Source organism: Streptomyces sp. NPDC048506, from assembly GCF_040651315.1.
Lineage (GTDB): Bacteria > Actinomycetota > Actinomycetes > Streptomycetales > Streptomycetaceae > Streptomyces.
The window spans coordinates 61,818-86,379 of sequence record NZ_JBEZIX010000007.1; the positions used below are offsets into that span (position 1 = coordinate 61,818).

Sequence of the window (24,562 nt, forward strand, 5' to 3'; positions counted from 1 at the left end):
AACTGGCAAGTACTGGTGGTGAGTTATGCCCCCTCGTAAGGATCCCGACGGCTCGGCGAGCGTGCCGGCCTTCTACGGCGCCGAGCTGCGCTACAAGCGGGAAGCGGCGGGCCTCACGCTCGAACAGCTCGCGGAGGGCAGCTTCCGCGGCATCTCGTTCCTCAGCCAGATCGAGCGCGGCGAACGGCGGATGCCGGAGGACCTGGCCCGCCACGTCGACGAGAAGCTGAAGACGGACGGGTTTTTCGCGCGGCGGTGTGAAGACGCGCGGAAGGCGCGGCAGGAAGGGCATCCGCTGTACTTCGCGGATGTCCCGGATATGGAGAAGAGCGCGGCGACGGTCGAGGACTGGGCTCCCATGCTCATTCCCGGTCTTCTACAGACGAGGGAGTACGCCTCGCGAGTCGTAGAGGTCCTGGCACCCTGGTCGCAGCCTGCCGAGGCTGAGAAGGTCGTCCGGGCGCGGCTGAAGCGGGCGGAGTTCTGGAAGCGTGAGGAGCCGGCGTACTGGGGGATCCTGTCTGAATCGCTGCTCCGCAAGCCGCTGCTCGCGCCGCTACAGATGGCGGAGCAGCTGGAGCACATCGTCGAAGTGATCAGGACCTCGCGGAGTGTTCTGCAAATCCTTCCGGAGTCAACCGTCGGCCACCCGCTCATGATGGGGGTGCTGAAGGTCGTAACCTTCCCGGACGCGCCGCCAGTTGTTTACACCGAAGGTGCGCACAGCGGCGAAACCATCGACTATCCGCCGCTCGTGGCCAAGTACCGGAGGTCCTACGATCTGCTCAGGGCCAACGCGATGCCGCCGGAGGCGTCCCTGGCACTCATCGAGGAAGCGGCAAGGGACTACAAAGATGAGGCAGCACGACAGGAATGACAGGTCGTCAGCGAGCTGGCGCAAGAGCAGCTACAGCAACGCCGAAGGCGCCGAATGCGTCGAGGTCGCCGACAGTGTGAGGGGCCTCATCCCCGTACGCGACTCCAAAGCAACCCCCCACGGCCCGGCGCTCCTCATCCCCGTCGCTGCCTGGGACGCGTTCGTCAGGGCCGTGAAGAACGACGCGCTCCGATAGCCGCGCCTCAGATCGACAGCTTGCGGCCTGCCGGGCCCGTCGGGGCGAGTCGCCGCGTCAGGTGCGGGACGTTGTCCAGTGCCTGGCGGAACACGTCGTGCCCGGTCTCCCGTTCCAGCCAGTCGTCGAGGGTCTGCCAGGCCGCCGCGTAGCCGGCGGACAGGGCGTGCAGCGTTCCCGCGCTCAGCTCTGCCACGCCGTCGGCCGCGCGTTCCCGGAGCAGCCGCTGGCTGTGGTCCCTGGTCGAGTAGGTGTGCGCGGCCTCCATGTCGTGCTTCAGCACGTCAAGCGTCCGGTCGATCTCCCCGGCATCCTGGGGGAGTTTGGGCGGGGCGGCCGGGTCCGGTACCAAGGGCGGCGGGAAACCGGGACAACGCGACGCCACCGGCTGGCAGTTGGTCTGGATGTAGCGGATGAGGCCGACCCGGTCCTGCCACCTGCTTCTGTGCTCGGCGTCGGCGATGCCGTGGAGGGATTCGCAGATCTCGCGCTCGACGCGGAGCCACTCGGCCGCGGTCCGGATGTCGACATTGGTCCTCGTACCGCGCTGCTTCCACACCTGCCGCATCACCTTGGCGGTCTCTTCGAGGAGCCGGTAGTCGTACTCCCTCAGCTGCTCGTCGGACCGGCTGCGCCGGGCGTCCTGCTGGAAGGCCTCCGCGCTGGGGTACGCGGTCCGTACGAAGTCGCTGAAGAGCAGGTTCGGGCGACTGTCGGGCCTGCGCAGCGGCGCCAGGTCGGGGTCGTCCACGACCATCCATGACCGCTCGACGGCGGCGGAGCCGCCGCGCGTGGCCTGGACGGCCTGACCCAGGTGTGCCACGGCCTGCTTGGCGAGCGCGTCCTGGAGCGCCGTGTCGTCGGCAGCGGCGTGCAGGGCGACGGCGTAGACGCACGCGCTGTTGTAGTGGGTGTGCCAGTCGCGGCGCGAGCCGAGCAGTGCCGCGACCCGGAGCCTCCAACGGAGTGGCCGGGCCGTCAGCCCGGTCCAGTCGAGCCGGCTGCCGGGGTACCGCCAGGCGTACGGCCGCCGCCACTTCTGTGGCCTGGGCAGGGGGTGGTCGTTGTACTTGGCGCTCGCCCAGGCCAGGCGCAGCGGCGCCCACACCCTCCGGTTGATCTGGAAGGCGCCGCGGGTGACGGCCGCCTGCGGCCCCCGCACGCTCTGGTAGTAGGCGGCGGGCCAGGCGACCCGGATCCAACTCCACACCCAGGACGGCCAGTAGAGCCAGACCCGGGCCCAGGCGTCGTCGGCGGCGAGGCGATGCGTCTCCTGCATGGCGGCTCGCTGCATCACCAGGCGGACCTCGGCGGTGTTCTCGCTGTCCAGCGTCTGTCGCAGCGATTCCCGGCCGGCCTCCTTCCGCCGGTTCGGGAAGAGCAGGGTGCCTTTGGCGTCCAGCCCCACGGCGGTCGGCCAGTAGCGGTCCACCAGCAGCGGGGTCAGGTGCTCGCGGGTCTGTAGGCCGTTGGTGCCGGTGCCGGCACACCACTGCTCCGCGGTCACCTCGGCGGTACCGAGGATGATCGAATTGCGGTACCGCAGCCCGACCAGCTCGCGGTACACCCGTGGGTGCCGGAAGTAGCGCAGCCGGCGCCAGTGCGGGCTCCAGCGGCTCTGCCACAGCCGCTTCCGGTATCGGCGGGCGCTCTGCCCGTCGAGCGTGAGCGCCCGCTGGCAGGTGTCCAGCGCGTCGATGTGCAGCCCCATTTTCTCCTGGGTCTCGGCCAGTTCGGCCCGGAGGTAGGGGTTCGTGGGATCGAGGCGCACCGCGGTGAAGTACTGCTCCAGGGCCTCGTGGTGGCGTCCCGCGCGGCTCAGCTCGTTCGCCTCCTGGTACGCCTCGTAGAGCTCGGGTTTGAGCTCCCGTCCCCACCACTGCCGCCAGGGCGGCAGCCGTCCGGCGCGGGTGACCGGCAACAGCGTGCTGATGACCCAGCTGCCCGCCTTGCGGATGACGTCGTCCCAGTCGCTGCCCCATACGGTCGTCGCGCGCGAGCCGCCGAACAGGAACGCCGTGACGGTGACCGTCATGCCGTACCGGTCCGGCTCGGCCTCGCGGAACTGGAGGACGCCACCGACCCGGTAGGCGAGTTTCGGGCGGAGCCGGCTGAGGATCTTCGGCAGTGCGGTGCCCAGCTTGTCGGGGTCGATCTCGATGTCGCCGAGCAGCTCCAGGAAGGACTCGGCCGGGGCCTGTGCCGGCAGCGTCGCCGGCGGGTACATGCTGCTGTCGGACAGCCGCCGGCGGAGCCTGGCGGTGAGGTCGGCGTCGGACGGCTTGGGGGCTCCGGCCGGTGTGGCGTCCTCCAACTGCTGGATGTCCACGGCGCCGGGCTTGTACGCAAGCCAGGCGCGGGTCGCCCGCCACAGCACGTACAGGAGCAGCAGGAGGGTCAGGAAGAAGGCGAGCCGGGCGCCGATCGAGGCGCCCTCGTGTGCCTGGAGACTGAAGACCGCGCCGAGGCCGCCGAAGACCCGGCCGAGGAACCCGAAGGGCTCGTCCCAGGCCGTACGACCGGTGCCGGCCCAGTACAACGCCGCGATCAGCCCTGCGAAGCCGACTCCGGTCCACCACCACCAGGCCACGAAGCGTGGAGCCGGCAGCGGGGCGGTCAGGCTTCGTTCGTTCTCGGCGCGGCCGTTGAACATGGCGGACTGCGGATCGTGCGGCGGTGCAGAGCCTGTCGCGCGTGTCGTGTCAGGCTCATGCCCTTCCTGCCCTCCACGCTACTCACAAAGCCGGTGGTAGACAGGGCAACCAAAGCCGCGGCGGACGGCGGCTCACCGCGGCGGCAGCGCCACCGCCGTCTGCATCTCGCACGAGTTGCACCAGAAGGCCCAGCCGTTGGCGTCCACGGACCGGGAGCCGCAGGCCAGGCACGGGTCACCCACGAACGTCGCGGCCACCCAGGCGCCGGCCGTCGCCGCCCGCCGTCCCGCGGCCGCGCACTCCTCGGCGTAACAGGGGATGCACACCCCGCCCTGCCGCCCGGGCAGCTTCATCGACCGTATTCCGCAGGTGGAGCACGGCAGTTTGCCGACGTACTGCGCATCCAGGCCGACCGGCTTCCCGTTCCTGTTCAACGCTGCCACGTCGCCTCTGCCTCCTCCTACGCCAGGACGGTTCCGGTGCCTCCGCACCCGGAGCACTGCGTGGTGACCTCGTCGCCGGCCGGCGTCTCCCAGTCCACGGTGCCGCTGCCGCCGCAATCGGGGCACGGCTTCTGCGGGGGCAAGTGCTCGCTCATTCTGCCCACGGTAGGCCGCGCCAAGTCGCGATGTGACCACTTTCCGTGATCGCTTTGGCTGACGGACGGTTCGGTCGTCGCGCGCTGCCGATTCCGGTGGCGTCCGGTGCCGGTTCGTCGTGACGCGCGGTGGGCCACGGTGTGGCGCGTGGAGTGTCTCCGTTGTGCGTCGCGCCGCATTCTTGACATGCTCTTGGCGCACACAACCGGTCCGGCCGGTGGCTGCCCTTGACCGGCCGGAGGAAAAACGAATCGCCTCGCCGCTTCGTCGCGGTAATTCCGGCCGTGGGTTGTGTCGTGGGTTGTGTTCGCTCCGGGGCGGCGTTTTTCGTTGCGCAAGGTAATCGGCGGCAAATGTTCATGACGCCGCCATTCGCACGGTCGCCGATGGACAAGCGGTCGCCGGCGGGCAAAAGGCAGGAGCCCCGCTCGCCATCGAGATGGCGGAGCGAGGCTCCTTAGGTACTACATGGAGTGACCAGGAAAGGTTCCGGGTCGGGCAAACTACGCCGGGGAAACGTTCTCCGCCTGCGGACCCTTCGGGCCCTGCGTGACGTCGAAGGTCACCTGCTGGTTCTCCTCAAGGGAGCGGAAGCCAGAGGCGTTGATCGCGGAGTAGTGGACGAAGACATCCGGGCCGCCGCCGTCCTGGGCGATGAAGCCGAAGCCCTTTTCAGCGTTGAACCACTTGACGGTTCCGGTAGCCATAAGCCCTCCTTGGGCCAAAGGGTTGCCCTGCTCCAGAACCTGCAAACAAGTCTGAAAACTACAAAAGCCTGCGGGTCACATGCTCCGCAGGCTTTGTACTGCAAGGGAAACCAAACTGCAACTTGCGCTGAGCCTAGCATGATGCGCTCGCGACGCGGAAGAGCCAAAGATCACGTTTAACCGTCAGCACTAACGTCCATAGGTCGCCCCCGGCGCGCTGCGCCAAGAGCAGCAGGTCTAGCCTCCGCATGTGGACAATTCAACCTTCGGAGACACGCCCGCGGAAGCCGACGCCGACCACCGTCGCAGCCGGCCGCGGGTGGGCCACATCCAGTTCCTGAACTGCCTGCCCCTCTACTGGGGCCTGGCCCGTACAGGCACCCTGCTCGACCTGGACCTCACCAAGGACACGCCGGAGAAGCTCAGCGAACAGCTGGTGCGCGGGGAGCTCGACATCGCGCCGATCACGCTGGTCGAGTTCCTGCGGGCCGCCGACGACCTCGTCGCCTTCCCGGACCTCGCGGTCGGCTGCGACGGGCCGGTGATGTCCTGCGTGATCGTCTCGCAGAAGCCGCTGGAGCAGCTGGACGGCGCCCGGGTCGCCCTCGGTTCGACCTCGCGGACCTCCGTACGGCTGGCGCAGCTGCTGCTGGCCGAGAAGATCGGCGTACGGCCCGACTACTACACCTGCCCGCCGGACCTCGGCCTGATGATGCAGGAGGCGGACGCGGCGGTGCTGATCGGCGACGCCGCGCTGCGCGCCAACCTGCACGACGGTCCGCGGCTCGGCCTGGAAGTGCACGACCTCGGGCAGATGTGGAAGGACTGGACGGGGCTGCCGTTCGTCTTCGCCGTATGGGCGACCCGGCGCGACTACCTGGCGCGCGAGCCGCTCGTGGTGGAGAAGGTGCACGAGGCGTTCCTCGCGTCGCGGGACCTGTCGCTGGAGGAGGTCGGCAAGGTCGCCGAGCAGGCGGCCCGCTGGGAGACCTTCGACGAGCCGGTGCTGGAGCGCTACTTCACCACGCTGGACTTCCGCTTCGGGGTCGAGCAGCTGCGCGGTGTGACGGAGTTCGCCCGGCGGGTCGGACCGACGACCGGGTTCCCGGCGGATGTGAAGGTGGAGCTGCTGGAGCCGTCGGCCGTCGCCCGTTAGGCGAGGGGCCCGCGCACGCGCCGCTCGGCGGCCCGGCTCACCGTGACGGTGTCGGGCCGCGCAGCACCTTGCTGATCGCCTCCAGGCTCGCCTCCCGCATCCCGCGGACGTAGCCCTTGGCGTTGTGGCCGCCGCCCTCGATCACATGCAGATCGGCGGTCACCGGGCCCTTGGCGTAGCGGCGGATGAAGCGCTCCAGGTTGGCCCGGCCGCGCTCCTCGGTGCCTATCTGGAACTGGAGGTGGACGGGCGGGGCGTCCGGGCGGGCGGACAGGTGCGCGGCGAGGCGCTCGGGGTCGTTCGCGCGCCGCTCCTTCTCGTGGCCGCGCCACAGGGGCGAGTCCGGGCGGGTGTCCGGACCGCTGGCGATCACCGCCCGGAACCGGTCCGGATGCTGGAGCACCTGCTTGAGGCCGACGAAGCCGCCCGACGACGAGCCCATGAAGGCCCAGCCGTCGCGGCTGTCGAAGGTCCGGAAGGTGGCCCTGGCCAGGTCGGGGACGTCGTCGGACAGCCAGGTGCCGATCTTCGGTTGGCCCGGTATGTCGCTGCCGTCGTAGTAGTGGCGCCGGTCGGGGTTGAGCTGCGGCATGACGAGCACGAACGGCTTGCTGCGGCCGAGCGCCGACAGGTCGCTGATGGCGCGCTGCAATTGCAGGTCGGGCCGCATCCAGTAGTTCGTGGGGTAGCCGCGGCCACCGGGCAGGGCGATCAGTACCGGGAACGCGCTGGCCCGATAGCGCTCCTCGTAGTACTCCGGCGGCGCCCAGGCCCACACCTTGCCCGTGAAGCCGGACTTCTTCCCGTGCAGCGTGGTGACGCCGATCCTGGTGCCGTCGGCGAGGGTGCTCGTCGTACGGAACTGGGGGTGCGGGCCGACCGCCGGCAGCCCGGTCGCCGGCCGGCCGAACGACATCGGCCGGCCGGTGTCCGGGAAGACGTCCCCGTACTTGAGGACGGGGAAGAGGACCAGCCCCAGGGCCGCGGCGACCGCACTGAGGAGGCAGGCCCGCCTCCTCGGCTCACGGTTGCGCGCGGGCGCGGGCTCACGGGTGCGCGCGGGCGCGAGGACGGGCGCGGGCACGGACACGGGGTCTCTCCGTTGGGGCGGCTGGGGCAGATGGGCGAGTTGCTCCCTGTTTGATGAGGAAAGCGGAGCGGGGGTTCACGGGGCCTGACATGACATGGGTCACCGGCATGACGTGGGTCATAAGCTGGGTGCGCCGTATCGAGGGGGAGGCGCCATGGAGCCGCTGGCAGCGGACGATCCACGGGTTCTGGGCGGGTACCGGCTGCTAGGTCGGCTCGGCGCGGGCGGGATGGGACGGGTCTATCTCGGGCGCAGCGCCGGTGGCCGTACGGTCGCCGTCAAGGCCGTCCATGCGCACTTCGCCGTGGACGACCAGTTCCGGGCCCGTTTCCGGCGGGAGATCGCCTCGGCGCGGCGGGTGGGCGGCGCCTGGACCGCGCCCGTCCTGGACGCCGACCCGGACGCCGCCGTCCCCTGGGTCGCCACCGGGTATGTGGCCGGGCCGTCGCTGGCCCAGGCCGTCACCGACATCGGGCCGCTGGCCGAGCGCTCCGTACGGGTCCTGGGCGCGGGGCTGGCCGAGGCGCTGACCGCGGTGCACGCGCTGGGGCTGGTGCACCGTGACGTCAAGCCGTCGAACGTGCTGCTGACCCTGGACGGGCCGCTGCTGATCGACTTCGGGATCGCGCGGGCCACGGAGGGCACCGCGTCGCTCACCTCCACCGGGGTCTCGGTGGGCTCGCCCGGCTATATGGCGCCCGAGCAGATCCTGGGCGAGGGGGCGGCCGGCGCCGCCGATGTGTTCTCGCTCGGCGCGGTGCTGGCCTTCGCCGCGACCGGGATCAGCCCGTTCCCGGGCGACTCGTCCGCCGCCCTGCTCTACAAGGTCGTGCACGGGGAGCCCGAGCTGGGCCCGCAACTCGACGGTGAACTACGGGAATTGGTCGCCTCCTGCCTCGCCAAGGACCCGGCGCGCCGCCCCGCGCCGCAGGCGCTCGCGGCCCACCTGGCGGGGGAGGGCAGCGGTGGTGCGGCGGGCCTGGTGCGGGCCGGCTGGCTGCCCGGACCGCTGGTCGAACGGGTCAGCCGGCAGGCGGTGGAGCTGCTGAACCTCGACGTGGCGGAAGGGGCGGCCGCGGACACCGGGACGGAGGCCGGGGCCGCAGCCGTGGCGGGTGCGTCGCCGTCGTCCGGCGGGGTGTTCGGGCCGCCGGACCCCTCGTACGGGGCGGCGGTGGTGAGCGGGGCGGGCCGGGGCGGCGGGGTGACCGACGCGGCCGACGGGACGGCGTCCGGGCTGGTGCCGTTCGACGTGCCGGCGCAGGGGCCGGGCACCCGCACGGCGGGCGGGGCCGAGGCCGGGGCGGGGACGGGAGTCGGAGCGGGAGCGGGAGCGGTGGGGCAGCGCGGCGGGCCGCCGGCGCCCCCGCCCTGGCCGGTGGCGGGCGGCGCCGGTGGTGTTGATGGCGCCGGTGGTGCTGCCGGTGCCGCTGGTGCCGGGGCCTTTGCTGGTGCCGCTGGTCCCTCTGGTGTCGCTGGTGCCGCCCGTGCCGCTGGCACTCCGGGAGCCGCCCATTCGCCGGCCGCCCCCGGGATCGCCGACCTGCCCACCGCGCCGCCGTCGCCCGCCGCCCCCAAGGAGCGGCGGATCGCGCTGAACGGTGCGGTCGGGGGCAAGGACCGGCCGCGCAGGGTGAGTTGCACCCTGGTGTTGTCGGTGGCCGGTGCGCTGGCCGCCGCCACCACCGCAGGGTTCGTCCTCAACCTGCTGCCCGGGACGGGCGGCACCGTCAGTGGGGCGGCCGGCGCCCGGCCGCCGGCCGACCGCTCACCGTCGACCCGGCCCACCGGCCCCGGCGGCCACGACGGCCCGCCCACCGTCGCCAAGGCGTTCCTCGGCACCTGGACCGGCAGCGTCACGACCGCGCGCGGTTTCCCCAACGGCACCATGACCAGCACCATCACCTCCGGCGGCAAGGGCGACTACGTCATCCACACCACCTACGACGCGGTGCTGGTGCAGTGCCGGGCGAAGGCGAAGCTGGAGTCGGCCACCGACGGGAGGCTGGTGCTCGTCGAGCGGGCGGACGGCAAGCAGGGGCCCGGCTGCACCGGCAACAAGTCCCGGGTGACGTACACCCTCGGCAAGGGCGGCGACACGATCGCGTTCACGTCCGACGACCCGGCGGGGGGCACGCCGAAGGCGACGCTCACCAAGCGCTGACCGGCGGCGAACGGGGCCTCGGGCCGGGGCGCGGCCCGGCCCGGCCGCCAGCGGGGCCGTCAGACCCCTGACGTAGGCTGGTCGGGTCGTGAAGCCCGCCTGCGAAAGGGACGCCCCGGTGACCGAGAACGCCGACCTCCAGTCCGTACTCGACCGCGCCGCGCAGGGCGGTCGCATCACGCCGGAGGAAGCGCTCGACCTGTACCGCTCCGCTCCCCTGCACGCACTGGGCCAGGCCGCCGACGCCGTACGCCGCCGCCGCTACGCCGGCACCGAGCACATCGCGACGTACATCATCGAGCGCAACATCAACTACACCAACGTCTGCGTGACGGCCTGCAAGTTCTGCGCCTTCTACGCCCCGCCCAAGGACACCGCCAAGGGCTGGACCCGCGACCTCGACGACATCCTGCGCCGCTGCGCGGAGACCGTCGAACTGGGCGGCACCCAGATCATGTTCCAGGGCGGCCACCACCCGGACTACGGCGTCGAGTACTACGAGAAGCACTTCGCCGCCATCAAGAAGGAGTTCCCGCAGCTGGTCATCCACTCCCTCGGCGCGTCCGAGGTCGAGCACATGGCCCGGATCTCCGGAGTGTCGATCGAGGAGGCGATCCAGCGGATCCACGCCGCGGGCCTGGACTCCTTCGCGGGCGCGGGTGCCGAACTCCTCCCGGCCCGCCCGCGCAAGGCCATCGCGCCGCTGAAGGAGTCCGGCGAGCGCTGGCTGGAGATCATGGAGGCGGCTCACAACCTGGGTGTGGAGTCGACGTCCACGATGCTGATGGGAACCGGCGAGACCAACGCCGAGCGGATCGAGCACCTCCGGATGATCCGCGACGTCCAGGACCGTACGGGCGGCTTCCGCGCCTTCATCCCGTACACCTACCAGCCGGAGAACAACCACCTGAAGGGCCGGACGCAGGCCACGCTCTTCGAGTACCTGCGCATGATCGCCCTCGCCCGGATCTTCTTCGACAACGTCGCCCACATCCAGGGCTCCTGGCTGACCACCGGCAAGGAGATCGGCCAGCTGTCGCTGCACTACGGCGCGGACGACCTCGGCTCGATCATGCTGGAGGAGAACGTGGTCTCCTCGGCCGGCGCCAAGCACCGCTCCAACCGCATGGAGATCATCGACCTGATCCGCAAGGCGGGCCGGGTTCCGGCGCAGCGCGCCACGACCTACGAGCACCTCGTCGTGCACGACGACCCGGCCGACGACCCGGTCGACGACAAGGTCGTCTCGCACCTGTCCTCGACGGCCATCGAGGGCGGCACGGCCCACCCGGAGCTGAAGTTCGTCGAGGCCAAGTGACCCGACGGCGGGCCGGGTCGACCGGGGCGGACGCGTCGCCCGGGGGCGACCGGGCCGCCCGGCGGTGCGTCGCGGGAGAGGTGGCACAGGGGCGGTGCTGACGATTCACCGGGTGCGGGGCGTCCGGCGGGCACCCGACGGCCCGCTGGACTCCGGCCATGCGGTCGTCGTCGACGGCGACCGGCTCGCCGCCATCGGCCCGTACGAGGAGGTGCTGGCGGCGTACGGCGAGCGGGCGCGCCTCCGTGAGTGGGACGGGGTGCTGGCCCCCGGCCGCTACGAACCGCACGGCGCGGCCCTGCTGGAAGCCGCCTACCACCCCGACCCGCGCGAGGCCGATGCGCTCGGCAGCGAGCCGATCACGGGCGAGGCCCTCGCGACCCTCGGCATGACCGAGACCCGCTGGGGCGCCAGCGCCCGCCGTGGCCTCCAGCGGCTGCTGGCCTCCGGCACGACGGCGCTGACCGGCCCGTTCGCCCGCCCCGCGGTCCGTACGGCGGTCCGGCGCTCCGGCCTCGAAGAGCTGCCCGGCCCCCGCCCGCGCACCCTGGCCCCCGGCGGCCCGGCCACCTTCGCGGTCTTCGCCGACGACGGCAGCGCGCTGGCCACCGTCCTCGCCGGCCGCATCGTCCACCGCCGACGGTGACCCCCGGCCCGCGCGTTCCCGCCCGCCGCTCAGGGCAGCGCCGGCCGTCCGTCAAGGACCCGTCAACGCCCTCCCGTCGCACGTCAGGGCGGTGTCAACGGAAGCGGAACGGTGGATTCGGGCCGGCAAGATCGCTGTCGCGGGGACGGCCGGCGCCCGGCCGCTCACGATGCACTGCGCACCGCTGGACCGCCCGGATGTTCTGAGGGGGGCATCCCGGCCGTCCCCGACCAGCCTTCCCGGCCGGCCTTCCCGGGCTGCCCCCGGTCCGCCCCGGTCCGCACCGTCCCCGGGCCCTGCCCGGTGCGGGGGCCGGGCGGTGCACGGTGGACAATGGCCGGGTGACCCGAGCATCCCTGGACAAGCAGCCGCACGAAGTCGCCGCGATGTTCGACGACGTGGCGGCGCGGTACGACCTCACCAACGACGTGCTCTCCCTGGGGCAGGCACGGCTGTGGCGCAAGGAGGTGGACCGGGCGGTGGCCGCGCGGCCCGCCGAGCGGGTGCTCGACCTCGCGGCCGGCACCGGCACCTCCTCGCTGCCGTTCGCCAGGACCGGTGCGTACGTCGTGCCGTGCGACTTCTCGGTCGGCATGTTGGCGGAGGGCAAGAAGCGGCACCCCTGGCTGCCGTTCACCGCCGGCGACGGGACCCGGCTGCCGTTCGCGGACGGGGTGTTCGACGCGGTCACCATCTCCTTCGGGCTGCGCAACATCCAGGACACCGACGCGGCGCTGGCGGAGCTGTACCGGGTGACCAAGCCCGGTGGCCGGCTGGTGATCTGCGAGTTCAGCGAGCCGACCTGGGCGCCGTTCCGGACCGTCTACACCGAGTACCTGATGCGGGCGCTGCCGCCGGTGGCCCGCGCGGTCAGCAGCAACCCGGACGCCTACGTCTACCTCGCCGAGTCCATCCGCACCTGGCCCAACCAGCCCGAACTCGCCGCCCGGCTCCAGGGCGTGGGCTGGGCCAAGGTCGCCTGGCGCAATCTGACGGGCGGGATCGTGGCGCTGCACCGGGGCACCAAGCCGTCCGACGGCTGACGCGTTCGGCCTTTGGCGGCCGGCCCCTCGGGGGTGGCCGGCCGGTGGGGACGGGGCGGGGTCAGGTGGGCTGGGCCGTGTCGCAGGCCCGGTCCTGTGGGTCGTGGCCGGCGTCCTCGTGGGTCGGGACCGCCAGGGCGTCGACGACGTCCTCGACGCGTTCGGCGCGCCGGTAGACCGCGCGTTGGCGGGCGGCGCCGGTGCCCTGGCGTTGCAGCCGCAACAGCCAGCGCCGGACCGTGTCGAAGTCACCGGCGGCGCGCAGGTGGCCCTGGACGCGCACCACCAGGGCCGTGGCCAGCTGCCAGACCGGGACGGTCCGGGGCGAGCCGGGCAGCGGCACGGACAGGGCGCGGCCTGACATTCCGTCACGGGCCGCCCGCCACGTCTCGGCACGCAGGACGGTCTCCTCCACCGGCGGGGCCGGCTTCCCCCTGCGTATCTCGGACAGCGCCGTGGCGACCAGGGCGCGGACCAGCAGTGCGTAGGCGACGGTGTCCTCGGTGCGGGGCAGCACGTCGGCGACCCTGATCTCGACGGTGGGCACGTGTCGGGAGGGGCGGACGGGCCAGTAGAGCATGGCCGGATCCACCGCCGCCCCGCTGTCCACCAGCGCCGCGACGACCTGCTCGTAGTGGGCCACCGAGCGCAGGTACGGCGGTGGGGCGGAGGTCGGCCAGCGGCCCCACAGCATCGCCCGCCAGCTGGCGTGGCCGGTGTCGCGGCCGCCGCAGAAGGGGGAGTTGGTGGTGAGGGACAGCAGCAGCGGGGTCCACGGCCGCAGGTGGTTGACCACCTGGACGGCCTCCTCCCGGTCCGGCACTCCTACGTGTACATGACAGGCATTGGCGCACAGCTGGTCCAGCAGCGTTCCGAACCGGGCGGTGATCACATGGGAGCGGGGCTTGTCCAGGACCGGTGGCGGCCCCGGATCGCCCAGCGGTGCCGTGCCGCAGGGAATCAGCAGGCAGCCGGCCTCCCGCGCGGCGACGGCCACACCCTGGCGCAGCCGGGTGACCTCCGTGTGCAGCTGCCGCGCGTCGGAGCACACTCCGCTGATGGTCTCCACCTGTGCCTGTGCCAACTCGGGCACCACGTACCGGCTCCCCACCAGTCGGCCGGCCGCCACCGCCACGGCGTCCGCCGCGAACGCCGGTGCCCGGGTCACCGCGTCCGCCAGGATGAACTCCTCCTCCACGCCCACCGTCAGCTCCCCGAGCCCCGCCCGGGTCCCCGCACTCACCGCGTAGCTCTCCCGCACGTCGCCTCCGCCCTCCACCCTCCGCACAGCGGTCGGTTCGCCGGTGCGGCTCCCACAGTAGGCAAGGCCCCAGGGGGTGTGGTGGGCGCGAATGAGGCATTCTCCCGCGCCTCCTCGCGGTGGGTACGGCCCGGCTTGTGCGCAACGTCCGGATGTGCCGCGAAAGGTCCTCGGGCCGGCCGCGAGGGCGGCTGCGAGGGCGGCCGCGAGGGTGCTCGGGCCGGCCGCGAGGGTCCTCGGACTCGCTTGGACAAACGTCGCCTCACGGGGAGTTCACCACCGGGAACCATGCGTACGGCAGTGATGTCTGTACGTGCGTTCGTCCCCGGCAGCCGCTGGCGCTGCCCCCGACCCTCCCGGAGTCCTCTTGTCGTCGTTCTGCCCGGACTGTGGTTCTGCCTCGCCGCCCGAGGCGCGCTTCTGCATGGGCTGCGGCCGGGAGCGGCGGGCCGCCGCGCCGCCGGCACCGGACGGGCCGCCGGCTCCAGGACAGCCCCCGGCCGCCCCCGCGGCCGGGCCCCCGGTGCCCGGTCTGCCGGCGGCGCCCGCCGGGCCGCCGCCGTACCCGGCGCCCGGCCGGCAGCCCTCGGCCCTCGGTGCCCTGCTCACCCGCACGGTCAAGGGTGACTGGCCGGCGGCCCTGAAGGTCGCCGCCGGGCCGACGCTGTTGCTGCTGGTGCTCGCCTCCGTGGCGGCGATGTTCGGCTCGGACGACGCGCACTCGGGCGGGCTCGGCTGGGGCGTGCGGATGCGGATCGCGCTGGCGCTGCTGCTCCAGAGCGTCGGCGGCGGGGTCGGCATCTCCGGTAGCGCCCTCGGCTCCCGGGAGACGTTCGGGATGGACCTCGCCGGTACGGCGGAGCTGTCGTTGGTACCGCTGGCGGTCACGGTGGCGTGGGCGGGGGTGCTGGCCTTCGCCGCCCGGCGGTTCACCGCCCTGCGCCCGGCGGGCACCGCGGCCACCGGCGTGGCGGTTACGGGTATGTCGCCAACGGGCTTGGCGGCAGCGGGAGTTGCGGGTGGCGGCCAGGTCGCGGGCGCGCCGGCCGGTGGACGGACCGCCGCGCTGGAGGCCGCGCTGCGGATCGCCGCGGTGTGCGCCGCCGCCACCTTCGTCCTCGCGCTACTGGCCCAGCCGTCCTACGCCGGCGTCGAGTTGTCGTCCGCGCCGTTCCTCGCGCTGCTGTGGTCCTTCCTGCTGTCGGCCGCGGTGTGCGCCGCGGCACTGGGTCGCGGCGAGGCCGGGGCCTGGCTCGCCGCCCGGCCCGCGTGGCAGACCGCGCTCTCGGCGCTGCGCACCGCGCTGCTCGCGCTGCTGGTCGTCGTCGTGCTGGCCGGTGTGGTGACGGTGGTGGCGCTGCTCGCCACGGCGAAGGAAACGCCCGACGGGGCCGGGGTGGTGGCCATGCTGGTGCTGCTGCCCAACATCGGTGCGCTGGCGCTCGCATTGGCCTGGGGCGCTCCGGTGAACGCCGAGTGGAACCTCCCCGACGTGCCGTTCCTGGACACCGCCGGTCGGGAGTCGGTCGGCTATGGCGCGTTGGGGCACCTCGCCGGGGGCTGGGCGCTGTTCGGGGTGATCGTCGGCGGCCTGGTCTGTGCGCTGCTGGTGGGTCTCCTGGCGGTGCGGCGCGGTGCCGACCGCCGTGAACAGCTGCTCGCCGCGGGCTTCTTCGTGCTGGCGATGCTGCTGCTGGTACTGGTCGCGGGCGTGAGCGTGAAGGCGACGTTCCAGGGCGGCGACGGTGACGGCGGCGGCTACGGCTACGGGGGCGGCTTCGGCGGCTTCGGCGATGGCTACGGCGGCGGCCGGATCGCGGACGCGCACGGCGAACTGGCCGCGGGCGGCGCGGAGACGCTGCTGTTCGCGCTGTTGTGGACCTTCGGCGCGGTGCTGGTCGTGCCGTACCTGCTGCGGATGGTGGGGCGGGGAGGCGCGCCGGCCGCCCCGATCGCTCCGCCGACCGCCCCGACGGCCCCGACCGCCCAGCCCCCGGGCTTCCCGGCCGCTGCCGTCGCCGCTGCCCCCGCCGTTCCCCCGGCGGTCGCGCCCCCTGCCGTTCCGACTGCCGCCCCGTCCGTTCCGACCACGGCTCCTTCCGTCCCGCCCGCCGTCCCGGACGTCACCCCCGTCGCCCCGGACACCACCCCGCCCGCCCCCGTTCCCCCGGCCCCCGCGGCCGAGGAGCCGCCCGGGACCCGGCGTCGTGCGGTGACATGGGTGGCGCTGGCGCTGGCCGCGTTCCTGGTCGGCGGGGGTGCGACGGCCGGTGCGCTGTACCTCGACGGCCACAAGGACCGGCCCGCCGGCGCCGGGGACAAGCACGCCAGGTCCGACCGGCCGGCCCGGCCGTCCGACAGCGGGGCGCCCACCCCGGACCCGTCGGCGTCCCCGTCGTCCTCGGCGTCCCCGTCCGATGCCTCGTCGTCGTCCCCGTCCCCGTCCGCCTCCGCCTCGGCAGCCCTCCCCGACGGCTTCGTCCAGAAGTACGACCCCTATGGGTTCTCGCTCGGCGTGAAGAGCGACTGGAAGCGCTCGGTGAAGGGCACCCAGGTCGACTACACGGCGCCGGTCGGCAAGCAGTACCTGCGCATCGGCGTGATCGCCAACGCCCCGCAGGCCTCGTACGACAACTTCCTGAGCATGGAGAAGGGCGCCGCGAAGCGGACGAACTACCAGCGGGCCGAGCTGCGGAGGAACACCTTCCAGAACCGGCCGGGCGCCCGCTGGGAGTTCACCTACGTCAACGACACGGGGAACACCGTGCACGCCGTCGACCAGGCGTACGTCGCCGCCGACGGCACCGAGTACAGCGTCTACTACGAGTGCCTGGACGTGCTGTACGACCCGGAGAACGACAAGGTCTTCAGCACGGCGCTGAGCACCTGGTCGGTCAGCGACCTGGACATCGACTAGCCGGGGCGAGAGGGGCGGGAAGCGCAGGCTGCACGGGCCAACCCTTCAGGTTCCGATCACCGGGGCCCCCATAGACTGCACCTGCCCAGTGCCGGTCGGCACCCAGATATCCAGATATCGACTTCCGGGAGACTACGCCGTGACCGAGTCCGCGTCCGTGACCGATTCCGTGACCACAAGCCCCTCGGAGCACACCGCGGACGTGATCGTCGTCGGGGCCGGGCCCGCCGGCTCGGCGACCGCCTACCACCTCGCCAAGTCCGGTCTGGACGTGCTCCTTCTGGAGAAGACCGCGTTCCCGCGCGAGAAGGTCTGCGGTGACGGCCTGACGCCGCGCGCCACCAAGCAGCTGGTCGCGATGGGCATCGACATCTCCGAGGAGGCGGGCTGGCTGCGCAACAAGGGCCTGCGGATCATCGGTGGCGGCTCCCGGTTGCAGCTCGACTGGCCGGAGCTCGCCTCCTTCCCGGACTACGGACTCGTCCGCAAGCGCGACGACTTCGACGAGCAGCTCGCCCGGCAGGCCCAGAAGGCCGGTGCCCGCCTCTACGAGCGCTGCAACGTCGGCGCGCCGGTCATCAACGAGCTCACCGGCCGCATCACGGGCGTGCACGCCAAGCTCGGTGAGGAGAAGACGCCGGTCACCTTCCACGCCCCGCTCGTCGTGGCCGCCGACGGCAACTCCACCCGGCTGTCGCTGGCCATGGGCCTGCACCGGCGGGAGGACCGCCCGATGGGCGTGGCCGTCCGCACGTACTTCACCTCGCCCCGGCACGACGACGACTACCTGGAGTCGTGGCTGGAACTGTGGGACCGCCGGGGTGCCCAGGACCGGCTGCTGCCCGGCTACGGCTGGATCTTCGGCATGGGCGACGGCACGAGCAACGTCGGACTCGGCGTGCTCAACACCTCCGCCTCGTTCCGGGAGCTGGACTGGCGCGAGATCCTCAAGGCGTGGTGCGCCTCGATGCCCGCCGACTGGGGCTACACGCCGGAGAACATGACCGGTCCGATCCGCGGGGCGGCCCTCCCGATGGCGTTCAACCGCCAGCCGCACTACACCAAGGGCCTGTTGCTGGTCGGCGACGCGGGCGGGCTGGTCAACCCGTTCAACGGCGAGGGCATCGCCTACGCGATGGAGTCCGGCGCGATCGCCGCCGAGGTGATCGTCCAGGCGCACGCCCGTGCCACGTACGCCCAGCGCGAGCTGGCGTTGCAGCGCTACCCGAAGATCCTCAAGGACACCTACGGCGGCTACTACTCGCTCGGCCGTGCCTTCGTGAAGCTGATCGGCAACCCCAAGGTCATGAAGATCGCCACCCAGCGCGGTCTGACCCACCCGATGCTGATGCGGTTCACCCTCAAGATGCTCGCCAACCTCACCGACCCCACCGGCGGTGACGCCATGGACCGGATCATCAACGGCCTGAGCAAGGTCGCGCCGAAGGCGTAACGGCTGCTCGGAGGGCGTGCGCGGCGGTCGCGGAGATTCTCCGGGCCGCCGTCGTCACATTCTCCGTCCGGGATCCGTCAGCTCAGTGAGTGCAGCGCAGACGAGATTCCTTGAGGAGAGCAGCGATGGACGCACGTATGAAGAACCCCGCCCTGGTCATTCCCGAGGCCATGCGGCCGCTCCTCGACGTGGCCAAGGCGACGCGGACGGGCGGTGTGCCGGAGTCGGTGCTGGAGCTGGTGCACCTGCGCGCCAGCCAGATCAACGGCTGTGGCTTCTGCGTGGACGGGGGCGTCAAGAGCGCCCGCAAGGCGGGCGTCGACGACGACAAGCTGTTCGCCGTCGCGGCCTGGCGGGAGACGCCGTACTTCAGCGACGAGGAGCGGGCGGCGCTGGCGCTGGCCGAGTCGGCGACCCGGCTCGCCGACAGCTCCGACCCGGTGCCGGACGCGGTGTGGGACGCGGCGGCCGACCACTTCGACGAGAAGCAGCTGGCGGCGATCGTCCTGACGATCGGCCTCACCAACCTCTTCAACCGGCTCAACGCGACGACCCGGCAGCCGGCGGGCGCGGGCTGGTGAACGCGGGTCCGGGCGACCGCGGCCGGACCGCGCGCGCAGCGGCGCCGGAGCGGCCCGCCGGGACCTCCGGCGGGCCGCCCGTCCTTGCGATACGGGTGCTACGGGGTGTGCCCGGGTGCTACGGGGTGTGCGCCACCGGCAGTCGGCGGGCCGGGTCCGGCGCCGGGAGACGGCGGGTGGGCGCGGTCAGCTGCTCGGCACCCGGCGGGACCGGCACCGCCGCGAAGATCCTGTTCTGCTGCTCCTGGAGCTCGCGGACCCGCTCGGGCGGGGTGCCGGGCAGCCGCTGCTCCTCGTACAGCTTGTGCGTCTCCTCCTGCGCCCACTTGCTCTCGGGGGTGTGGAACTGGACCTCGAAGAGCTGGTGGGAGCGGGGCGCGCGCCAGGCGGAGTTGATGCCCTTGTAGCCGGTGGGGCGGTTCCAGGTGTTGGACCAGCGGGCGGAGTCGTTGCCCCAGGAGGACAGCAGGCCGGCCGCGGTGGTGACGCCCCTGCTGTAGGTGCCGTCGGGCCACTGGAGGGTGAAGCGGACCGCGTCGTTGAGCGTGCCGAGGGCCTGCTCGACGGTCTGCCCGGGGTGTTCTTGGAGCTTGGTGGCGACCTTGCGCTTGAGCGAGTCCGGTGACTTCAGCCGCTGGTCGAAGCCGATCAGTTGGGCGTGGCTGATCTGGGCGGCGGCCCGGACCTGGGGGCTGATGGAGCGCTCGGCGCTGCGGGCGCGGGCGACGAAGGCGTCCACCTTCTTGTTGTCGGCGGCGTTCAGCGTCAGCCCGTCCTGGTGCCAGCCGCCGTCGGGGTCGGTGCCGGATGCCGATCCTGCGTCCGGTGCGGAGGCCGGTGCGGAGGCCGGTGTGGATGCCGGGGTGGGGGACGGGGCGGGGGGCGGCGTGGTGGGCGGGGCCGCCGCCCCCGCGGTGTGGACGGCGCCCAGGCCGAGCGCGGTGGCCAGGGCGGCGGCCGTCGCCGCCCGGGTGATGGTGCGACGGGCGGAGCGATGGGTGTTCATCGGTACGCGGGTCCCTCTCTCTACGGATGCCGCACGGCGCCCACGGGCAGCGGTGCGACACATGGCGAGAGGTGCAACGGCGCGCACCGGTCATCGGTGGCTCCCCGAGGGGCCACCTGCCGGTAGTCGACTCGATCGGGGTGCTGCACGGCGCGAATCCGCCGCCGGACCGGCCGGGCCCCGGAACGCCGAAGGACCGCCCCTCCCGGCTGGTGGGAGAGGCGGTCCTGGTGAGGAATGCGTGGGCGGCCGGCTGTGCCGTCAGAGCACGCGCACCGCGCCGGTCGGCATGTCGTAGCTGAGCGGACGCTCGACGATGCCGGTGCTCGGGTTCTGGGCACCGATGAAGTTGCCGTTACCGACGTAGACGCCGACGTGGTAGGCGCTGCCCGCGCTGCCCCAGTAGAGGATGTCGCCGACCTGGAGGTTGTCCAGGCCGACCTGGGTGCCGGCGGTGGACTGGGCCTGCGAGACGCGCGGCAGGTCGATGCCGATCTGGCTGAACGCGGCCTGGGTCAGACCGGAGCAGTCGTACGACGAGGGGCCGCTGGCGCCGAGCACGTACGCCTTGCCCAGCTGTGCCTTGAGGAAGGCGACCAGCGTGGCGGCGGAGCCGGTGGCGGACGAGGGGGCGGAGAGGGTCGAACGCTCGGAGGAGCGCGAGGCACGGGTCTGCGAGGACTCCTCGGCCTTCTTCTTCGCCTCCGCCTCGGCCTTCTTCTTCGCCTCTGCCTTGGCCTTCTTCACGGCCTCGGCCTTGTCCTTCTCGGCGGCCTTGGCGGCCTTGGCGAAGGCACTGTCCTGGAGCGCCTGGCGCTCGTAGTTGAACGCGACCTGCTCTGCGGTGTCGGCGCTCTTGGCGGCGCTGGTCGCCAGCGCCGTCGTGATCGTCGGCATCTCCTGGGTTTCGGAGACGGGCTTTTCCGCGGCGTTGGCCGGCACGGTCGCGCCGGTTACCGCGAGGGTGAGGAAGCCACCGGTCACGCCCGCTCGCAGGGCCCGCGAGGACGCGGAACGGCGGGGCTTCCGGTGGCTGGGTATGACTGCGTTCGGGGACATGGCCCTAACGGCTATCAGGAGCCCCAGGTTGCTGCCAACAAAGATGCAGTGCACCACACTTGACGCGTACGCGACGAACAAAACGGACTTTTGGCCGCCCGTGGAACCGGAGGCGCGATGTCCGGATTCCGCGATCATGTTCCTACGCACGGCATTTGCTGCTCAGCTCGGGTTCACACGGCGCCTACCACTTCTTCACGCGCCACGCCAAGGCTTCCCGGGCGTCAAGGACGTAGCCCCGCAATTCGCGTGGGATAGGTCACTCTTGAGTGTCCGTTATGTTCCCGTGACCCGGCGAGGTCGTGCGCTCGTGAATCGAAGCACGTACCGATGATCACGGCGAGGTCACGAACGGGTCACGCCGACGACCCCGGCCCCTATAGCAGTTGGGGACGTCCGGCGCCAATTTGCCTGCGAGTGGCACCACTTGATATTGGCCAACCCCTCGTGACCAGCGGTAACCCGTGTGAATGTCACCTCTCGTGATCACTCGCGCGCTTCACGTATGAAGATCACCGCTCATCCGACTTCATGATCCTTCGCCAGGTGGTGAAGATCACAAAGACGTTGTTCACCCCCGTGTCGCAGATCACAGAGCAACCGGCATAAGATGCAGGCGGCTCGGGCTTGTGAACTGCCTCACATATGCACGATCTCCATGGGGCACTCAGAGGGCCCGAGCGGACCGCCATCCAGTCATCGTCGACTGAAGGGAGCGAGGACGGTGAACGCTTACGCGCCCATCCTCGTACTGGGAGCCCTCGGGGCAGGCTTTGCGATCTTCTCTGTCGTCATGGCCGCGCTCGTCGGACCCAGGCGCTACAACCGGGCCAAGCTCGAGGCGTACGAGTGCGGAATCGAGCCGACGCCACACCCGTCCGGTGGCGGTCGCTTCCCGATCAAGTACTACCTGACGGCGATGCTCTTCATCGTCTTCGACATCGAGATCGTCTTCCTCTATCCCTGGGCCGTCACCTTCGACGCCCTGGGGTTGTTCGGGCTCGTCGAGATGCTCCTCTTCGCGCTCACCGTCTTCGTCGCCTACGCCTACGTCTGGCGTCGTGGCGGCCTGGAATGGGACTAGGGGTCACACATGGGACTTGAAGAGAAGCTGCCGAGCGGCTTTTTGCTGACCACTGTCGAACAGGCCGCGGGCTGGGTGCGCAAGTCATCGGTCTTCCCCGCGACCTTCGGGCTGGCCTGCTGCGCCATCGAGATGATGACGACCGGCGCCGGGCGCTACGACCTGGCCCGCTTCGGCATGGAGGTCTTCCGCGGCTCCCCGCGGCAGGCGGACCTGATGATCGTCGCCGGCCGGGTGAGCCAGAAGATGGCCCCCGTCCTGCGGCAGGTCTACGACCAGATGCCGAACCCGAAGTGGGTGATCTCCATGGGGGTCTGTGCCTCATCGGGCGGAATGTTCAACAACTACGCGATCGTGCAGGGCGTCGACCACATCGTCCCCGTCGACATCTACCTGCCGGGCTGCCCCCCGCGCCCCGAAATGCTGATGGACGCCATCCTCAAGCTCCACGACAAGATCCAGCACTCCAAGCTCGGGGTCAACCAGCAGCAGGCCGCCCGCGAGGCGGAGGAAGCGGCGCTCAAGGCACTCCCGCTGATCGAGATGAAGGGGCTGCTGCGGTGAGTGAGCGGAAGAACCCCGAGCGCTCCGGCGAGCCGAACGGCACCAACGACGCCGTCCCGGCGCAGCGCGACGACACCGGCGAGGTGATCGCCACCCGCCGCGGGATGTTCGGCGCCGACAACGGCGGCGACACCACCGGTTACGGCGGCCTCGTCCGGACCGTCCGGCTGCCCGGCGCGTCCCAGCGGCCGTACGGCGGGCCGGGCGTCGGTGGGGGCACCTCCCGGTCGAGCGGAGCCGAGAGTGGGGGAGGCTTCGGCGACTTCGACGAGATCGCCGACGAGCTGGAGGGCGCCCTCGACGAACGGGGACTGGTCCCGGAGAACGTCATCGCCAAGACCGTCGTCGACCGCGGCGAGCTGACCTTCCACATCGAGCGGGAGCACCTGCCGGTGGTCGCCGGAATCCTGCGCGACGACCCGGCGCTCCGCTTCGAGCTGTGCACCGGCGTGAGCGGGGTGCACTACCCCGGCGACCAGGGGCGCGAGCTGCACGCCGTCTACCACCTGCGCTCGATCACCCACAACAGGCTGATCCGGCTGGAGGTCACCGCCCCGGACGCCGACCCGCACGTCCCGTCGCTCGTCGGCGTCTACCCGACCAACGACTGGCACGAGCGCGAGACCTACGACTTCTTCGGCCTGATCTTCGACGGCCATCCCGCACTGACCCGGATCATGATGCCGGACGACTGGCAGGGCTACCCGCAGCGCAAGGACTACCCGCTGGGTGGCATCCCCGTCGAGTACAAGGGCGCCCAGATCCCGGCTCCCGACCAGCGGAGGTCGTACAGCTGATGACTACTGCACCGCACTCCCACTCGCCGAACGACCACCGCACGTCGAGCGACTTCGACACGCCGGAGTCGCTGTCCCGCGAGACCACCGAGGGCACCGTCTACAACGTCACCGGCGGCGACTGGGACGAGCTCGCGGCGTCCGCCGTGAAGTCCGACGACGAGCGGATCATCGTCAACATGGGGCCGCAGCACCCCTCCACGCACGGTGTGCTCAGGCTGATCCTGGAGATCGACGGGGAGACCGTCACCGAGGCCCGCTGCGGCATCGGCTACCTGCACACCGGCATCGAGAAGAACCTCGAATACCGGACGTGGACGCAGGGCACCACCTTCGTGACGAGGATGGACTACCTCACCCCCTTCTTCAACGAGACGGCCTACTGCCTGGCCGTGGAGAAGCTGCTCGGCATCACCGACGACGTCCCCGACCGGGCCTCGGTGATCCGCGTGATGCTGATGGAGCTCAACCGGCTCTCCTCCCACCTGGTGTGCATCGCCACCGGCGGCATGGAGCTGGGCGCCACCACGATCATGATCTACGGCTTCCGGGACCGCGAGCTCATCCTCGACATCTACGAGCTCATCACCGGCCTGCGGATGAACCACGCCTACATCCGGCCCGGTGGCCTGGCACAGGACCTGCCCCCGGGCGCCGTCGACCAGGTCCGCGCCTTCGTCAAGAAGATGCGCAGGAACCTTCCGGAGTACGACAAGCTCGCCACCGGCAACCCGGTCTTCAAGGGCCGGATGGAAGGCATCGGTTACCTCGATCTGGCCGGCTGTATGGCCACCGGCGCCACCGGCCCGATCGTCCGCGCCGCCGGACTCCCGCACGACCTGCGCAAGTCCCAGCCGTACTGCGGGTACGAGAGCTACGAGTTCGACGTGCCGACCGCCGACACCTGCGACGCCTACGGCCGGTTCCTGATCCGGCTGGAGGAGATGCGCCAGTCGCTGCGGATCATCGAGCAGTGCCTCGACCGGCTGGAGCCCGGGCCCGTGATGGTCGCTGACAAGAAGATCGCCTGGCCCGCCCAGCTGGCCCTCGGCCCGGACGGCCTGGGCAACTCCCTCGACCACATCAAGAACATCATGGGCACCTCGATGGAGGCCCTGATCCACCACTTCAAGCTCGTGACCGAGGGCTTCAGGGTCCCGCCCGGACAGACCTATGCGGCCGTCGAGTCGCCCAAGGGCGAGCTGGGCGTGCACGCGGTCAGCGACGGCGGCACCCGCCCCTACCGGGTGCACTTCCGCGACCCGTCCTTCACCAACCTTCAGGCCATGGCGGCGATGTGCGAGGGCGGCCAGGTCGCCGACGTCATCGTCGCCGTCGCGTCCATCGACCCCGTGATGGGAGGCGTCGACCGGTGAGCGTCGCAGGCGCG

At 71.5% G+C, this 24,562-nt stretch carries 22 protein-coding genes; 14 read left to right on the top strand and 8 right to left on the bottom strand.

The window, feature by feature from the left end; all coding sequences use genetic code 11:
• Window positions 1-25 precede the first annotated feature (25 nt).
• Window positions 26-877, top strand: a complete 852-nt coding sequence (locus tag AB0C96_RS07215) for a helix-turn-helix transcriptional regulator (protein WP_362914578.1) — start codon at window positions 26-28, stop codon at window positions 875-877.
• Window positions 855-1,073, top strand: coding sequence for a DUF397 domain-containing protein (locus tag AB0C96_RS07220; RefSeq protein ID WP_362914580.1), 219 nt, complete (start codon window positions 855-857; stop codon window positions 1,071-1,073). Before AB0C96_RS07215 ends, AB0C96_RS07220 begins: the two co-directional genes overlap by 23 nt.
• Window positions 1,074-1,080: 7 nt before the next feature.
• Here the strand turns inward: AB0C96_RS07220 and AB0C96_RS07225 are convergent, their stop codons facing one another.
• The 4 genes from AB0C96_RS07225 to AB0C96_RS07240 form a co-directional block, all read right to left on the bottom strand.
• On the bottom strand, window positions 1,081-3,726 hold the full coding sequence (locus AB0C96_RS07225; protein ID WP_362914582.1) for a hypothetical protein: 2,646 nt from the start codon (window positions 3,724-3,726) through the stop codon (window positions 1,081-1,083).
• A gap of 132 nt (window positions 3,727-3,858) precedes the next feature.
• Complete coding sequence (locus tag AB0C96_RS07230; protein ID WP_362914584.1) at window positions 3,859-4,170, bottom strand: hypothetical protein; 312 nt, start codon at window positions 4,168-4,170, stop codon at window positions 3,859-3,861.
• A gap of 17 nt (window positions 4,171-4,187) precedes the next feature.
• On the bottom strand, window positions 4,188-4,325 hold the full coding sequence (locus AB0C96_RS07235; RefSeq protein WP_362914586.1) for a hypothetical protein: 138 nt from the start codon (window positions 4,323-4,325) through the stop codon (window positions 4,188-4,190).
• A gap of 504 nt (window positions 4,326-4,829) precedes the next feature.
• On the bottom strand, window positions 4,830-5,033 hold the full coding sequence (locus AB0C96_RS07240; protein ID WP_016574426.1) for a cold-shock protein: 204 nt from the start codon (window positions 5,031-5,033) through the stop codon (window positions 4,830-4,832).
• A 250-nt stretch (window positions 5,034-5,283) separates the two neighbouring features.
• Between AB0C96_RS07240 and AB0C96_RS07245 the strand changes: the two genes are divergently transcribed.
• Window positions 5,284-6,189, top strand: coding sequence for a menaquinone biosynthesis protein (locus AB0C96_RS07245; protein WP_362914588.1), 906 nt, complete (start codon window positions 5,284-5,286; stop codon window positions 6,187-6,189).
• 37 nt (window positions 6,190-6,226) lie between these two features.
• On the opposite strand, the gene AB0C96_RS07250 is transcribed toward AB0C96_RS07245, so the two are convergent.
• Window positions 6,227-7,273, bottom strand: a complete 1,047-nt coding sequence (locus tag AB0C96_RS07250; protein WP_362914836.1) for an alpha/beta hydrolase-fold protein — start codon at window positions 7,271-7,273, stop codon at window positions 6,227-6,229.
• Window positions 7,274-7,433: 160 nt separating this feature from the next.
• Here AB0C96_RS07250 and AB0C96_RS07255 point away from each other — a divergent pair, with 160 nt between their 5' ends.
• From AB0C96_RS07255 to AB0C96_RS07270, 4 genes are all read left to right on the top strand, one after another.
• Window positions 7,434-9,443 (top strand): serine/threonine-protein kinase, encoded by a 2,010-nt coding sequence (locus AB0C96_RS07255; RefSeq protein ID WP_362914590.1) that lies wholly within the window; start codon window positions 7,434-7,436, stop codon window positions 9,441-9,443.
• A 118-nt stretch (window positions 9,444-9,561) separates the two neighbouring features.
• A complete protein-coding gene (gene mqnC / locus AB0C96_RS07260; RefSeq protein ID WP_362914592.1) occupies window positions 9,562-10,761 on the top strand; it encodes a cyclic dehypoxanthinyl futalosine synthase in 1,200 nt (399 codons plus the stop codon).
• A 94-nt stretch (window positions 10,762-10,855) separates the two neighbouring features.
• Complete coding sequence (locus AB0C96_RS07265; RefSeq protein ID WP_362914594.1) at window positions 10,856-11,407, top strand: hypothetical protein; 552 nt, start codon at window positions 10,856-10,858, stop codon at window positions 11,405-11,407.
• 341 nt (window positions 11,408-11,748) lie between these two features.
• Entirely contained in the window at window positions 11,749-12,450 is a 702-nt protein-coding gene (locus AB0C96_RS07270) for a demethylmenaquinone methyltransferase (RefSeq protein WP_362914596.1), read from the top strand.
• Between the two features lie 61 nt (window positions 12,451-12,511).
• Here AB0C96_RS07270 and AB0C96_RS07275 read toward each other — a convergent pair whose 3' ends face one another.
• A complete protein-coding gene (locus tag AB0C96_RS07275) occupies window positions 12,512-13,711 on the bottom strand; it encodes a glutamate--cysteine ligase (RefSeq protein ID WP_362914598.1) in 1,200 nt (399 codons plus the stop codon).
• Window positions 13,712-14,078: 367 nt separating this feature from the next.
• Between AB0C96_RS07275 and AB0C96_RS07280 the strand changes: the two genes are divergently transcribed.
• The 3 genes from AB0C96_RS07280 to AB0C96_RS07290 all read left to right on the top strand — a co-directional run bounded on the left by AB0C96_RS07280 (window position 14,079) and on the right by AB0C96_RS07290 (window position 18,662).
• Window positions 14,079-16,628: a zinc ribbon domain-containing protein gene (locus AB0C96_RS07280; RefSeq protein WP_362914600.1), complete on the top strand. Its 2,550-nt coding sequence runs from the start codon at window positions 14,079-14,081 to the stop codon at window positions 16,626-16,628.
• A gap of 139 nt (window positions 16,629-16,767) precedes the next feature.
• Window positions 16,768-18,081: a geranylgeranyl reductase family protein gene (locus AB0C96_RS07285; protein ID WP_362914602.1), complete on the top strand. Its 1,314-nt coding sequence runs from the start codon at window positions 16,768-16,770 to the stop codon at window positions 18,079-18,081.
• 125 nt (window positions 18,082-18,206) lie between these two features.
• Complete coding sequence (locus AB0C96_RS07290; protein WP_362914604.1) at window positions 18,207-18,662, top strand: carboxymuconolactone decarboxylase family protein; 456 nt, start codon at window positions 18,207-18,209, stop codon at window positions 18,660-18,662.
• 118 nt (window positions 18,663-18,780) lie between these two features.
• On the opposite strand, the gene AB0C96_RS07295 is transcribed toward AB0C96_RS07290, so the two are convergent.
• A complete protein-coding gene (locus AB0C96_RS07295) occupies window positions 18,781-19,668 on the bottom strand; it encodes an ATP nucleotide 3'-pyrophosphokinase (protein ID WP_362914606.1) in 888 nt (295 codons plus the stop codon).
• Between the two features lie 261 nt (window positions 19,669-19,929).
• Window positions 19,930-20,727, bottom strand: a complete 798-nt coding sequence (locus AB0C96_RS07300) for an NlpC/P60 family protein (RefSeq protein ID WP_362914608.1) — start codon at window positions 20,725-20,727, stop codon at window positions 19,930-19,932.
• Window positions 20,728-21,451: 724 nt separating this feature from the next.
• Between AB0C96_RS07300 and AB0C96_RS07305 the strand changes: the two genes are divergently transcribed.
• Genes AB0C96_RS07305 through AB0C96_RS07320 form a run of 4 tightly spaced genes read left to right on the top strand, consistent with a single transcriptional unit; the run spans window position 21,452 to window position 24,548 of the window.
• The gene (locus AB0C96_RS07305) at window positions 21,452-21,811 is read left to right on the top strand and encodes an NADH-quinone oxidoreductase subunit A (RefSeq protein ID WP_362914610.1); all 360 of its coding nucleotides are present in this window, start codon (window positions 21,452-21,454) and stop codon (window positions 21,809-21,811) included.
• 9 nt (window positions 21,812-21,820) lie between these two features.
• Complete coding sequence (locus AB0C96_RS07310) at window positions 21,821-22,375, top strand: NADH-quinone oxidoreductase subunit B family protein (protein WP_362914612.1); 555 nt, start codon at window positions 21,821-21,823, stop codon at window positions 22,373-22,375.
• On the top strand, window positions 22,372-23,172 hold the full coding sequence (locus AB0C96_RS07315) for an NADH-quinone oxidoreductase subunit C (RefSeq protein ID WP_362914614.1): 801 nt from the start codon (window positions 22,372-22,374) through the stop codon (window positions 23,170-23,172). The genes AB0C96_RS07310 and AB0C96_RS07315 overlap by 4 nt, the downstream gene beginning before the upstream one ends.
• Window positions 23,172-24,548 (top strand): NADH-quinone oxidoreductase subunit D, encoded by a 1,377-nt coding sequence (locus AB0C96_RS07320; protein WP_362914616.1) that lies wholly within the window; start codon window positions 23,172-23,174, stop codon window positions 24,546-24,548. The genes AB0C96_RS07315 and AB0C96_RS07320 overlap by 1 nt, the downstream gene beginning before the upstream one ends.
• Window positions 24,549-24,562 lie beyond the last annotated feature (14 nt).